We start from the raw sequence: 14,499 nt of genomic DNA, 5'->3' as shown, positions 1-14,499 counted from the left end.
TATTTTTACTCCTATATGAAAATCATAACAAAATCTTCTCCTATTGGAATGTTTGACTCTGGCGTTGGCGGCACTTCTATTTTTAAAGCTGTACAACAGCTTTTACCAAACGAACAAGTAATATATCTAGCAGATAGCAAGAACGCTCCTTACGGCGCTAAATCTAAGTCGGAGATTCGTGATTTGTCGTTTAAAAACACACAGTTTCTTTTAGACCGTGGCGCAAAGATAATTGTTGTAGCCTGCAATACGGCAACTACCAATGCCATTATAGAATTAAGGTCCACATTTAAAGTTCCTATTATAGGGATAGAGCCCGCCATTAAGCCAGCAGCGCTTCAAAGTACTACGAAGGTTATTGGGATTCTAGCCACTCAGGGCACTTTAACGAGTGAACTATTCACCAAAACATCAGAGCTATTTACTAAAGATATTGAAGTGATTGAAGTGATTGGAAAAGGTTTGGTTCCTCTTATAGAAAAAGGCAAACTAGGTTCCCAGCAAACTAGAGACTTACTAGTAAGATTGCTGCAACCTATGTTGGTAAAAGGAATCGATTATTTGGTGTTGGGATGTAGCCACTATCCCTATTTAATCCCTTTAATTAAAGAAATCTTACCTTCACCAGTGAGAATTATAGACTCTGGAGAGGCCGTGGCTAAACAAACAAAAACAGTTTTACAAACTGCAAAACTGCTTTATAACGGGCCTAAAAAAGCCTCTATATTTTATTCTAATCAAAACCCCAACGTGCTGAATTATCTAGTTAACAAAGATCAGCGTGAAAAACTAGAAGTTTCTTACTTAGATTTTTAGTAATTAATTGCAGGACAATTACAGTGGTATGGCTCTTTATTGTTTCCAAAAGTATAACCTAATGTAATTTGATGAAAACCAGAGTTAGTTAACACTACAGAATTTGCTTGATACGTGTATGTATAAGCAAACATAAAATCCTTATAATTCATACCTAAGAACGGAGATAAGTATTGTAATTTTTGACTTTCTACACTTGCTAGACCATCAGTGGTATATTCGGCACCATCCAGACTCCTTCTATACGAAAGACCTCCCCATAACTGCCCAAAATCAAAGCTTCTATACACTTTAAAGTTAGCATCGATTGCTGCTTCTGAAGTTTCTTCTTTCATTTGAAAAAGAACTGAAGGTTCATATGACCATTTAGAATTATAAGGAGCAATAACATATCCTAAAGAAAGTAAATATTGTCTTTGGTTATCGGTTTCAAAGTCTTCTGAAAAAATATCTCGCTTCTGCGGAATTAAATTCTTTACAGTAAAGTGTGAATAGAACTCTAAGAAGTAGTAAGACATCCCAAAATCTACATTAAAGTAAGAATCCTGTTGCTCTGCTCCAGAAATAATAGGGTCATTAGGATTAGTTCCCCCTATAAGATCACTTTCATCTAATTTTTCTTGAAGAACCCCCACATTTAGACCAAAAGATAATTGATTTAAATCTACTCGGTCTCTAGATAATAAAATATGATAAGCAAAAGTTGCGTAAACTCCTTGTTGAGAGAAACGACCATTACTGTCGTTGTATAAGATACCACCAATCCCAATATTCTCTCCTACTCGTCCATTTAAACTTAAAGTCTCTAGAGAGGGAGCATCGTCGACATCAAACCATTGTCTTCTTCCAGTAAGGCGAATTTTACTTCTAATACCTGCACCAGCCATAGAGGGGTGTACTAGATAAAGGTTATCAGTTAAATAATCTGAATAAATAGGGATTCCACGTTCTTGGGCTTGGGACAAAAATGGTAGGGTAATAATTGCCAAAAACAAGTAGGTTTTGATAGATTTCATATTTTATTAGGGTATTATCTCGCCAAATTAAAACAAAATGAGAAAAAGTAAAAAATTTATAGTCATAAATATTTATGACTTCTTTAACAAAAACATCTCCATTACCATAGAAAACAGTACTTTTCAAGGGCTTTGTTAAAACTTCCTTTCTCAATATAAGCCGTAAATATATTCATTTCATTGTATTTCTTTTAGTATTTTTGTCTAAAATTTGTGATTATGAGTAATTACCTTATAGAAATAAAGCCAACAGCTAATAAATCTATTGTAAAATTTGAGGCAGATCGGTTTTTAGTGAACCATCAAAGCTATGAGTTTAAGAATATTGATGAAGCTTCAAAATCACCTTTAGCACAAAAATTATTTCATCTTCCGTTTGTTAAAACGGTTTATTTAGCACAAAATTTTGTCGCGATAGAGAAATTTGACATTGTGGATTGGGAAGATGTGCAGGAAGAATTAAGGATTCAGCTTGAAGAGCTCCTGAATTCAGGGGTTCAGATACTTAAAGAACCAGCAACAAAACCTCAAAAAGCACCAACAACGGTCTATGCAGAAAGTACGCCTAATCCTAGAGTGATGAAGTTTATAGCCAATAAAAAATTGGTTATACAGTCTATAGAATTTAAAAATATTGATGAGGCTTCTAAGTCTCCGTTAGCGAAAGCCTTATTTCACTTTCCTTTTATTAAAGAAGTATTTTTAGATCAAAACTATGTTTCTATTTCTAAATACGATGTCGCTGAATGGAATGATATCACCTCTGAGCTAAGAGAGTTTATAAGAAGTTATATTGAAGAAGGAAAAGAAATTTTAGAAGAAGAGGCAGGGGCTGCAACACGAAAAGATGTTTCTGCAAATCAGATTAACAGCTCTACACCATCTACAGCTCACCTAGATGAGACTTCTAAAGAGATTGTTTCTATTTTAGACGAGTACGTAAAACCTGCTGTAGCTAGTGATGGAGGAAACATTATGTTCGAGTCTTATGATAAAAAGACTAAAACGGTTAAAGTAATTTTACAAGGTGCTTGTAGTGGATGTCCTTCCTCTACGCTTACCCTTAAAAACGGAATTGAAAATATGCTAAAAGAAATGCTTCAAGATAAAGTAGAAACGGTAGAAGCTATTAACGGATAATTACCCCTTATATTCTTCTGAAAGAACAAAAAAAGCTCCCAGTTGGGGGCTTTTGTTTGTTTCACACGATATTATATAAACACTAGAACTCTCGTTTTGCATCTTCATAATAGCTCTCAAATAGTTGCAATAGATTGATTGTTGAAGTAATCATATCTTTCGTTTCTAATAGAAGTCCGAAGTATAGCTTGGTATTTTTCGGACTTGTTTCCGAAGTTCTAATACGGGTAATCTGTTTTTGTATCAGCTCTGACACCTTTTCAATAAGCGCTTGTTTTTGAACGATTATCTGATTGATATTCTCAAAAGAGTGACTATCAAAGGTCTCTATAATCTCATCAAAAACTACTTGCAAGTCCCTATCAATACTCTTTAAATCTCTAATCTGATTAAATTTCAGATTCTTGTGATTGTTGTTAACGTGCTTATAACTAGATCTCGTTATCTGTGCAATCGATTCGACAATGTCCTGTATGTGATCTAAAAAGAGAATGTAGAACCTGCTTGCCTCTACAGAGTTTTCTTCTAGAGACTTTATAAAATAGAATACATTATCTTTTAACTCATCTACCTCATCTTCGAGAACGTTAAGCTTTTTAGTATCCTTCTTAAGTTTTCCTAAATCATGATAGCCCAAATGGTCTATCACTTTGCTGTAGCGCTTATTGATTCCCTTTATGACGTTAGAAATGTTTTGCGATGTTTCCATCGTAATCTCATTAATGGTAATAATATCGTTTCTATTAAAACGCTTTTTATTCTTCTCGGCTTTTACTTTTCTATTGTGTAAAATCGCACTTCTTAAGATTAAACTAACGGCCAATAGAACTAATAAACCAATAGCAATCATTCCTCCAAACCAGATAACTGCGGCAAATATAGCTGCGGCAATAAAAGCAACCATAGCGGTTACAAACCAACCTCCTATCACATTAATCACACCTGCAACTCTATATACAGCGCTCTCTCTATCCCAAGCTCTATCTGCCAAAGACGTACCCATAGCCACCATAAAAGTGACATAGGTAGTAGATAAAGGCAGTTTTAAGTTGGTACCTATAGAGATAAGAATACTGGCCACTACCAAATTGACAGAAGCTCGTACAGTATCAAAAGCTGGCGCATCAATTCTTCTGTCATTGATTAATTCTTTTGGTTTTTGAAATTTTTCATCAATCTTGTTTTTTATCGAAGCAGGTAAAACTATAGAGATCCCATTCGCTAAATAAACGGAATACCTTACAATAACTCGAGATAAAGTATTGGGCTGAAAGCGCTCTGCCCCATCTCCTTGTCTTGCCAGGTTAATTCCCGTATCTACCACCGCTCGTGCTTTGCTCGAAAACCATAAGGTAACTACCATGATCCCTCCTGCCATTATCAATAAGAGCTCTGGTGTTTGTACGGCTCCTGCTAAGCCTTCCATCGTAAATTCAGAAGGAAGAATCCCTGTAGAAAGATAAGCTTGTTGCCATAATTCAAAAGATTGCCAAGCCGCAATAGGAACTCCAATAAAGTTAACTAAATCATTTCCGGCGAAAGCCAAAGCCAACGCGAAAGTTCCAATAAGAATAATCGACTTTAAAATATTAACTTTAAAAACACTCATCAGTAATTGAGAGAATAAGGTCCAGACTACAAAACTTCCTAAAATGATTATTAAGGTATTGTTATCTACGTAATCTTTTATGCCTGTAGGAATAAAAGAAATACTCTTCATCCCTTTTATAAAGATAAAATAGGTGATTGCTGTAATAGAAATCCCCCCAAAAACACCTCCTACATACTTTACTTTCTTCTCGAACTGAAAAGAAAATACGAGTCTAGAAAGGTATTGAACCAAGGCTCCGATGCTAAAAGCAATGACGACAGAGAGCAGTATTCCAATGATAATCTCTAAAGCTTTAGAAGTATTGATATAATTGGATAGTAATTCATAACCTTCGCCAATATGATATAGTTTTATACACGCGACACTTACTGCAGCTCCCAATAATTCAAAAACGATAGAAACGGTGGTTGATGTGGGTAATCCCAAGGAATTAAAAAAGTCGAGCAGCAAGACATCGGTAATCATTACAGCCAAAAAGATGATCATGATCTCGTCAAAATAAAATTGGCCGGGAACAAAAATACCTTTTCGGGCGACTTCCATTAAACCACTAGAAAAAATCGCTCCCACTGCAACTCCTACACTAGCCACAATCATAATGGTTTTTATAGAAATGGCTTTGGATCCAATAGCTGAATTCAAAAAATTTACTGCATCATTACTTACTCCAACAACCAAATCTGTTATTGCTAGTGCAAATAAAATCGTAAGCATTACGATATAAGTAGTTTCCATAAAAGAGTATTAGTTCTGAACTTGCAAAAATGTATGTTTCATGTTTACTTTTCGTGTTTTAATTGTTACCAAAACATTAACTTTCAAGATTAAATTTCTAATAATACCAATTATATTTTAAAATTAGCCATTGGATTTGGAAACATATTTTTTCAAGCTCAAGGCAAAAAACGCAGTCATAGCCTTAGCTATGCCGAGTATTTTTAACGCAGAAATTGACAAAATATGTTCAATTATATAGCTCATTTTGAGGTATAATTGGTATAACAGATAACTAAAATAATACAACCCAATGAATTTTGCGCAAAATAATCTTAAGAACCAGTCAAGTCCTTATTTACTACAACACGCCAACAATCCCATTCATTGGCAAATTTGGAGTGAAAATACTTTAAAAGAAGCCCAAAAACAAGACAAGCTTCTTATTATAAGTATAGGATACACCGCTTGCCATTGGTGCCACGTGATGGAAAAAGAAATTTTTGAAAAGCAGGAGGTCGCCCATCTTATGAATGAAAACTTTATCTCCATAAAAGTAGATCGGGAAGAGCATCCAGATGTAGATCAATTTTATATGCTCGCTTTACAAATTATGACCAGACAAGGAGGCTGGCCGCTTAATATTATTGCTTTACCTAACGGAAAACCCATTTGGGGAGCTACGTACTTGCCACAAAAACAATGGTTGAGTGCATTGCATCAATTAAAAGATTTATATCAAAAAGATCCCGCAAAGATGGAAGAATACGCCGAAAAACTGGAGCAAGGCATTCTTTCTACCCAACTTATAGAAGAACCAAAAAATACCTTGTTTAAAAAAGAAACGCTAAAAGAAGCCGTACAAAAGTGGTCGCAAAATTTTGATTGGACTAATGGCGGAGATAAAGGTGCTCCCAAATTCATGATGCCTAATCAATTGCAATATTTGCTGCGGTACGGCTTTCAAGAGAATGATAAGAATGTTTTAAACTATGTGAAGCTCACTCTTTATAAAATCGCTCAAGGCGGAATTAACGATGCGGTGGGCGGTGGCTTTTCTCGTTACAGTGTTGATGATAAATGGCACATTCCCCATTTCGAAAAAATGCTTTACGACAACGCCCAATTAGCTTCATTATATGCCAAAGCTTATCAAGTTTTTAACGAAGACGTGTTTAAAGAAACGGCCAAAAAAACGCTTCGGTTTATAGAGAAGGAGTTAGGAAACCCTGAAGATTTATTTTACGCCTCCTATGACGCCGATAGCCTGAATGAAAAGGGAGAGCAAGAAGAGGGCGCCTATTACATATGGAACAAAGCTTTGCTACAAGAACTTTTAAAGAAAGACTTTCCTCTTTTTTCAGATTTATTTAATATCAATCACAAAGGTTATTGGGAGAATGGAGCCTATGTACTTTTTAAAACTGAAAACTCAAAAGAACTTTTAGAGAAATATAATTTAACCGAAGAACAACTAGAGCAAAAAGAAGCGCACTGTCTTCAAATCTTGCAACAAGAAAGATTAAAAAGACCTTTACCAATTTTGGATCACAAGTGCTTAACGAGTTGGAATGCACTCACAATTTCTTCGTTTATAAATTATTATCAAGCTACCACAGACGAATATTACCTCAACTTGGCCTTACAATCTGCTAGGGCAATCTGGGAGAAATTATACGATAAGAAATTGTTTAAAAATTACGTGAACGGTGAAAAGCAAATTTTAGGAACTTTAGAAGATTACGCTTTTTTAATAAAAGCCTTTCTAGAACTTTATCAAGTAACCTTTGAAGAAACTTGGCTTACCAAAGCAGAGGAGTTAACAGGTATCGCTTTCGCGGAATTTTTTAATGAAGAAAAAAACCTATTCCATTTATCCCCTAAAGACAACACCTATTTATTTACCCGTCTTTTTGAGGTTCATGACAATGTGATTCCTAGTTCTAATGCCGTGATGTGTAACAACTTATTTATTCTAGGAAAACTAAGTGAGAAGGAAACCTATTCTAAGCTGGCGAAAAAAATGCTTCATACCTACGCCGATTCTTTTAAAAGCACTCCCGCTAATTATAGCGAATGGATGAATACTTACCTCAACTACACAAATCCTTATTATAGCCTAAGTTTTGGCGATAAATGCAAAGACAAGAAATCTTATTTTTTAGAAAGATATCTTCCGAATGTATTATTAAGTCCTAAGATGCCTATTCATCTTTCCCAGAAAGACTTCCGCGAAAGCGATAACAGCGATTATATGTTTTTATGTAAAGAACAAGCTTGCGAAAAACCTACTAAAAAGAATATAGAGGTTCTTCATCAGATTTTATTCAAGTAATTTTAACAAAACTTAAACAAAGAAAAGTTTTAATAGAAAAGAAAACTCATTATTATCCGCGTTAAAATATTTTACATGGAAAACCTAGACAACATTGAAACTTACGCCAAACAATATGGCCAAAAATTAATTGACTTTTTACCTAATCTAGTAGCTGCCATAGCCATTTTCATCATTGGATGGTGGATTGCAAAAGTTATTGTACGCTACGTTCAAAAGTTCTTTGAGAAAAAAGATTATGACGCTGCCCTAGAAAACTTTATCCTTAGCATGCTGGGATGGGTTTTAAAGATTTTGGTAGTTATTATCGCAATTACTCAACTGGGGATAGAAACCACTAGTTTGGTTGCCATTATTGGTGCTGCAGGTTTGGCTGTAGGTTTAGCATTACAAGGTTCTTTAGCCAATTTTGCGGGAGGTGTTCTTATTATTATTTTAAAACCTTTTAAAATTGGAGACTGGATTGAAGCTCAAGGAGTTTCTGGTAGTGTAAAAGAAATTTCTATCTTCTACACCCACATTAATACTTTTGGGAATCAATTGGCGGTAGTGCCTAACGGACAATTGTCTAATAACAACATTGTAAACTACACAGTAGAAGGAAAACGAAAAGATGCGATTAGCATTGGTATTTCTTATGATGCTAACATTAAAGAAGCCAAAGACATCTTATTAAACTTAATGAAAGAGCAAGAAGATATTCATAAAGATCCGGAACCACAAGTGGTAATTACCGAATTAGCAGAGAGCTCTGTGAATCTATCACTTAGGTTTATGGCTTCTAACGATACCTTCTGGGGATGTCACTGGTACACCATTGAAGAAGCTAAAGTAAGACTAGATGCTGCTGGAATTGGTATCCCTTACCCACAAAGAGATCTTCATATCATTAATAAAGAAAAATAATTTTATAATCATACCTCGTGGGCCTGCCTATATTAGCAGATAGACTTGCTCCGAGGTTCTTGTTTTATTTCAAAGGCCAAACATTTAGTTTGGCTTTTTTTTACGGTAAGTCCAATAGGATTATTTTAACTTTCAGTCTATTCTCATTTTTATGAGCATAAAATAACTGAAAACTCTTAAGCTTTCTTTTTCTTCTTAATGACAAAATCTTTTAAATAAAAAGGCTCAAAATAAGCGACATCTTCAGTGTCGCTTATTTTGTATTTATCAAAAGCTATTTTAGCCATCTCTTGAGTAGAAGGAAGGCTTTGCACAAAAATAGAATTCTCCTGATCCAGAATCTCATCTTCGATTTTCTGAACCCCGTCCCCTACAAAAAGTCGGTTTGCTTTTAATTCTGCATACGAATTTTCGTCAATGATTTTAGCTTCTACATTGGAAAGCGGGGTTAAGGCCCCTCCCTTTAACTCAAAAACCGAAGTATAGACTTCCATTTTACGAGCGTCTAAGACAGGAATGACATAACCGCTACTAAAGTTTAGAGATTGATATTGGTGCGCAATAGAAGTAAGTGTATCTACTGCGATTAAAGGAATATTTAATGCGTAGCACAAGCCTTTTGCTGCTGAAACGCCAATCCTTAATCCCGTATAAGATCCTGGACCTTTGCTTACCGCAACGGCATCTAGGTCTAATAATTCTTTTTGCCCTTCTGCTAAAACAGCTTCCATAAATAAATGGAGCTTCTCTGCATGAGAATAGCCTGGGGTTTTATCTTCTTTTATCGCGATCACCTTATCATCTTCTGCTAAAGCAACAGAACAATTGATGGTGGTCGTTTCTAATAATAGTATTAAAGCCAAAATTATTATTCTTCTTGATTGCTTTTCACTTCTATTTTATCCCCCGCCTTTAAGCTTTTGGTCACCGTATTGTAAGGCCCTACAATTACCTCATCGCCTACTTTTAAGCCTTCAGAGATCTCTATATTGCTGTCGTCTTGAATACCTGTTTTCACCACTTGTAGCCTAGCCTCTTCTCCATTCTTTACAAAAACACATTCAAAGGTTTCATCTGTCTTGGGCTTTTTGGAAGTAGACTTAGGTTTAGAGTTCTCATCTGCATTTTTCTTTGCGGAAGTCGTATCGTTTTTAATCACAATAGCACTTATAGGAACTCCTATAATATTTTTCTTCTTATTGGTGATGATATCTACGGTTGCCGTCATTCCAGGTCTAAACGGAGAGAAATTTTCGGGCTTCCCTTCGATAAGATCTTGGTAAGATTTCTTAAGAATCTTTACTTTCACTTCAAAATTCGTCACTTGATCTGCTGTTAAATTATCTGCGGCAGAATTAGATATTTCAGTAACTACTCCTTGAAACTCTTTTCCTAAATATGCATCTACCTCAACAATAGCAGAATCTCCTATTGCAATTTTTACAATATCATTCTCATTTACTTCTACCTCTACTTCCATCTCTGCAAGATTGGCCACTCGTAAAATCTCTGTTCCCGCCATTTGCTGGGTTCCCACCACTCGCTCTCCCAACTCTGCATCTAATTTTGAAATGGTCCCAGACATAGGTGCATAAATAGTTGTTCTTCCCAAGTTGTCTTTGGCTTCATTTACCGATGCTGCTGCACTTTGTACATTGTAATAAGCAGATTCTTTTGATGCCTGAGCTATTTCATATTCAGAAACAATCGCATCCCATTCAGATTTTGAAATCACTCCCTTATCAAAAAGGGTTTTGTTACGGTCATAATTAGCTTTTGCTTGCTTTAAACTAGATTTACTTTGAGTCAAGGAAGCTTGTATGTTTTGGTAGCCTGCCTGTGAACGTTGCAGACTAGATTGGTATAAATCTGGATTTATTTTCACCAACAGGTCTCCTTTTTCTACCACATGGCCTTCTCTTACCGGTAATTCGATAATTTCTCCTGAAACTTCTGAAGATAATTTCACTTCTATTTCGGGTTGAATCTTTCCTGTAGCCGAAACGGTTTCGGTGATATCAAGCTCGCTAATGGCAGCGATTTCTACTTGCTTAAAGTTTCCAGTTTTTCCAAACCAGCCACTTTTTTTACCTACTACCAACAATAGAATAACCGCCACGATAATGACGCCAAGGATTAGAAGTGTCTTTTTTTTCATAATTATAATTTAATATCTTTTGCGTCAACGCCAAAAAACAATTCTAATACTTTAAGTTTAAAGATATAATCGTATTTGGTTCTGTTGACTTCTATTTTTGCGTTGTCGAATCTTAATTTTGACTGACTAAAGTCGAAGGCATTTGTTAAGCCCACATCATACCTTTCTTTGGCATAGTCGTAAGCCAGTTCTTGAGATTCTAAAGCCTTTTGTGATGCTTCATAAGCTTTTAAAGCCCCGTTTACATCTACATAAGCTTGGTATACATTAGACTCTAAATCTAGCTTTGCTTGCTCTAATTGAAATTCAGTTCTTTCTAAATTAACCTTATTTCTTTTTACGTTTGTTCTCACAGTCAAACCATTAAAAATAGGAACGTTAAGTCGTATCCCGTAGCCTATACCATCATTTTGCCATAATTGGTCTACAAAGGCTCTATCTAGAAAGTCATTATTTGAATACCTTGTGTTATAGCCAAAAAACGCAGATAAAGTAGGATAATAATCACCTCTCGCAATTTGCACATCTTTTTCTGCTAAAAGCACATCCTGCTCTGCTATTTTTACTTCTGATCTGGTTTCTTCCGCAGAATTTATTATTTCCTGTACTGGTTTATTCACTACTTCTGTAGAGATAATTTCGTAACCTTCATCTACAATTTGAAAGTTAGCGTAATCTTTTATCAGTAGTAGTTGTGCTAGACTTATCAATGAGATTTCTACATCGTTTTCGGCGACAGCCATACGTTGCTTTTCACTAGCATCTGTAGCTTTTATTTCTAACATATCTCCTTGAGGTAAAACTCCAGCATCTACCAAATCTTCGGTTCGGTCTAATTGCTCTAAAGTCACTATGTTTTGCGCCTTAATTACTTCTAAGTTTGCTTTATTAAGCAGCACTTGCAAGAAAGAATTAGCCACAGCCAAGGCGATATCATCTTTCATTTTATCCAAACGATATAGACTTGCCAATTTCGCCAATTTAGATCTTTGCAGCTGACGCACATTTTTTAGTCCGTCAAATAAAGTCAAATTAGAACTAACACCTGCAGTCATAGAGGAGAAGGTCTCATTCTCAAACTGGTTGGTTACCGGGTTAATATTCGCTCCTGTATTGGTGGTGTAAGATGCCGAACCGTTTACCGTAGGAATTAAATTCCCTATGGCATCCATTCTATCCAATTCTGATGCATCTACATCTAATTGAGATTGCTTTATAGAAATGTTATTTTCTAACGCATAGGCAACGCATTCTCTTAACGTCCATTTCTTTTCTTGTGCTTGAAAAGAAAAGGTTAAGAAAAATAGAATGACAAAACTAGCTATTGATTTCATAAAAGGGTGTCTATGTATATATGTAGATTTCATTTTGCTTTTGTTACAGTTAAACTTATCCTTTTTCTCCAAATTTTTCTACGGGCTTGACTTGATTCCATACTTTAATCTCGTCCTCTTCTCCAATTCCTTCCAAAACCTGAATGTAAATACCATCGCTTAAACCTAATTTCACGTCTATCCGCTTAAATTCTTGATCTCCGGTTTTCACTTCTACAAAAGGTTCTTTGGTTTTTGAATCAAACTGAACCAAGGATTCTTTAATCGCCAGCACATTTTCTACTTTATCTAAAATAATGGAAGCATTGGCACTCAAACCAGAACGAATAAATGTACTGTCTTGATTTTTTAAGGTTCCCTCAATTTCAAACTGAATCGCTCCGTTTTCATCCAATCCCTTGGGCGCGATATAATCTAAAACCGCATCAAAGGTTTTGTTTTCTATGGCTCCAATCGTAATTTCTAACGGCAGGTTTTCTTTAATTTTCCCTACTTCAGACTCATCTACTTTTCCTTCAAAAATCATTTTATCTACATTCGCCAAGGTAGCAATCGTAGTTCCTTCATTAAAATTATTGGCTTCAATTACTTGGTTTCCCGTTTTTACAGGAACTTCTAACACCATTCCCGTAATGGTAGAACGTATCTGCGTGTTGGCGGCATTCCCCACACCGCTTGTTGTTCCTGTTTGAATAATCTCAAAGGTTTGTCGTGCGGCGTTATAGGTTTGTTGCGATTGGCGGTAGTTTGCCTCCACTTGATCAAAATCATTGGCAGAAATCACGCCTTTATCAAACAATTCTTTTTGGCGATCGTAACTTTTCTTATCATTATCCATCGCAATTTTTGCAGTTGAAATCTGATTTTTTGCGCTGGCAAGATTAGAAACATTAGGCACCACTCTTAACTGAGCGATTAAATCTCCCTCCTTAATATTTTCTCCTGCTTCAATATAGATCTTATCTATAATCCCAGAAATATTTGGTTTGATTAAAATCTCTTCCTTAGGAACAATACTTCCGGTAGCAACCGTTTCTTTTACAATCGTTTGCTTAGAAGGCTTCTCGGTTTCATAGACCACTGGGCTTTCTTGATTCTTCTGATACAAATAATATAAGGAACCAAAAAATAGTATTCCTATGACGATTAAAACAATGATGGTTAGTACTCTTTTCATTTTTATAGATGGATTTTAATATTCTTATTCTGTTCTTAATGCGTCTACTGGTTTTATTCTGATGGCATTTTGCGCAGGAATTAAACCTGCCAACAAGCCCGAAATCACTAAGATCAAAAGGGCGATAATCACCGTAACTAAATCTACACTCGGGTTGAGAAACATCATTTCTGAAGTGTCTTGGGAAGCGAGTACGTAATTCACCAACCAAAGCACTAGAGTAGCAAGTATAATCCCCGACATACCTGAAATGATGGTCAAGAAAATAGATTCTAACAATATCTGGCCGCGAATGTTCCAAGGGGTTGCTCCTAAAGCTCTTCTTACACCAATCTCACTGGTTCGTTCTTTTACTACAATCAACATAATGTTGCAAATTCCTATCACTCCCGAAAGCAGCACCAGAATCCCCACAAAATAAGCCACAAAGTTTAAGGCGGTAAACAAGCCGTTAATTTTGTTATATTCTTCAAATAAATCGAAGTTCCCTACGGCGCGTTCGTCCTCTGGATGTATGGTATGGTTTTTCTTAATCACGTCAAACACTCCGCTTTTAAGAGAGGTAATCGAATGATTGTCATCTGCCGTAATTGCCATCCAGCCTACCAAATCTCCCATATTAAAGGCTTGTGAGAAAGCGGTAAACGGCACATAAATTTCTTTTTGATCTTCTTCAGAATTTCCTCCGCCGGTGCTTTTCTTTTTATAAGTTCCAATCACTTGAAAATTGACTCCGTTGACTTTAATATAACTTCCAAGAACCGCTTCTTCAGCATCGTACATATTGGTTTTCACCCCTTCTCCTATAACTGCGACTTTTCGCTTCTCATTGATATCGTTATAGTTTATAAACCTTCCGGAAGTAATGTCCATAGGTTGCTGATTGATAATTTCGGGATAATCGCCGTAGACATTAAAAGCTCCAGATTTTAGTCCGCGTACCACATTATTAGATCCTCCAAAACCTCCTAATTGATTTCGAGGTGAGACATATTTAAGTCCGGGTACATTATCTTTTATCGCTTGAACGTCTTTGGTTTTAAAGCTATACCTTCTTCCTTTAGGCAAACCTTTATAGGGTTTAGAAACGGTTTGCGTCCACATAAACATGCTATTGGTCGCCATACCGCCAAAACCTTGTTTTACTCCGTTTTCTAATCCTTTTCCAGCTGCCAAAAGAATCACTAAAATAAAGATTCCCCAAAGCACCCCAAAGGCCGTAAGTATGGTTCTAAACCAGTTGGAGGTTAGGGATTCTATAATTTCGTTCCATTTATCTCTACTAAACATA

Annotated in this window: 11 protein-coding genes; 4 read left to right on the top strand and 7 right to left on the bottom strand. The window is 35.9% G+C overall.

The genetic code is table 11. The annotated features are described in order from the left end of the window. The first annotated feature begins 15 nt into the window (after nt 1–15). Complete coding sequence (gene murI, locus RBU60_RS05520; RefSeq protein ID WP_308863713.1) at nt 16–816, top strand: glutamate racemase; 801 nt, start codon at nt 16–18, stop codon at nt 814–816. On the opposite strand, the gene RBU60_RS05515 is transcribed toward murI, so the two are convergent. Further along, nucleotides 813–1,832, bottom strand: a complete 1,020-nt coding sequence (locus RBU60_RS05515) for a PorP/SprF family type IX secretion system membrane protein (protein WP_308863712.1) — start codon at nt 1,830–1,832, stop codon at nt 813–815. The genes murI and RBU60_RS05515 overlap by 4 nt on opposite strands. A 219-nt stretch (nt 1,833–2,051) precedes the next feature. On the opposite strand from RBU60_RS05515, the gene RBU60_RS05510 reads away from it, so the two are divergent. Continuing rightward, nucleotides 2,052–2,972, top strand: coding sequence for a NifU family protein (locus RBU60_RS05510; protein WP_308863711.1), 921 nt, complete (start codon nt 2,052–2,054; stop codon nt 2,970–2,972). An 82-nt stretch (nt 2,973–3,054) separates the two neighbouring features. Here the strand turns inward: RBU60_RS05510 and RBU60_RS05505 are convergent, their stop codons facing one another. After that, on the bottom strand, nt 3,055–5,319 hold the full coding sequence (locus RBU60_RS05505) for an inorganic phosphate transporter (RefSeq protein ID WP_308863709.1): 2,265 nt from the start codon (nt 5,317–5,319) through the stop codon (nt 3,055–3,057). Between the two features lie 292 nt (nt 5,320–5,611). Here RBU60_RS05505 and RBU60_RS05500 point away from each other — a divergent pair, with 292 nt between their 5' ends. Next, a complete protein-coding gene (locus RBU60_RS05500) occupies nt 5,612–7,633 on the top strand; it encodes a thioredoxin domain-containing protein (RefSeq protein WP_308863707.1) in 2,022 nt (673 codons plus the stop codon). 75 nt (nt 7,634–7,708) lie between these two features. After that, entirely contained in the window at nt 7,709–8,539 is an 831-nt protein-coding gene (locus RBU60_RS05495; RefSeq protein ID WP_308863706.1) for a mechanosensitive ion channel family protein, read from the top strand. 176 nt (nt 8,540–8,715) lie between these two features. Here the strand turns inward: RBU60_RS05495 and tsaB are convergent, their stop codons facing one another. The 5 genes from tsaB to RBU60_RS05470 are packed head-to-tail and all read right to left on the bottom strand — an operon-like array spanning nt 8,716 to nt 14,498. Further along, nucleotides 8,716–9,402 (bottom strand): tRNA (adenosine(37)-N6)-threonylcarbamoyltransferase complex dimerization subunit type 1 TsaB, encoded by a 687-nt coding sequence (gene tsaB / locus RBU60_RS05490; RefSeq protein WP_308863705.1) that lies wholly within the window; start codon nt 9,400–9,402, stop codon nt 8,716–8,718. Between the two features lie 5 nt (nt 9,403–9,407). Next, nucleotides 9,408–10,697, bottom strand: a complete 1,290-nt coding sequence (locus tag RBU60_RS05485) for an efflux RND transporter periplasmic adaptor subunit (RefSeq protein WP_308863704.1) — start codon at nt 10,695–10,697, stop codon at nt 9,408–9,410. A 2-nt stretch (nt 10,698–10,699) separates the two neighbouring features. Then, nucleotides 10,700–12,031, bottom strand: a complete 1,332-nt coding sequence (locus RBU60_RS05480; protein WP_308863703.1) for a TolC family protein — start codon at nt 12,029–12,031, stop codon at nt 10,700–10,702. A 55-nt stretch (nt 12,032–12,086) separates the two neighbouring features. Further along, the gene (locus RBU60_RS05475; protein WP_308863701.1) at nt 12,087–13,208 is read right to left on the bottom strand and encodes an efflux RND transporter periplasmic adaptor subunit; all 1,122 of its coding nucleotides are present in this window, start codon (nt 13,206–13,208) and stop codon (nt 12,087–12,089) included. Between the two features lie 24 nt (nt 13,209–13,232). Next, a complete protein-coding gene (locus RBU60_RS05470) occupies nt 13,233–14,498 on the bottom strand; it encodes an ABC transporter permease (protein WP_308863700.1) in 1,266 nt (421 codons plus the stop codon). Between the last annotated feature and the right edge of the window lies 1 nt (nt 14,499).

The organism is Mesonia profundi (assembly GCF_031085155.1).
GTDB lineage: Bacteria > Bacteroidota > Bacteroidia > Flavobacteriales > Flavobacteriaceae > Mesonia > Mesonia profundi.
Note: the sequence above shows the minus strand (reverse complement) of the source record. Positions and strands in the feature narration are given on the sequence as shown.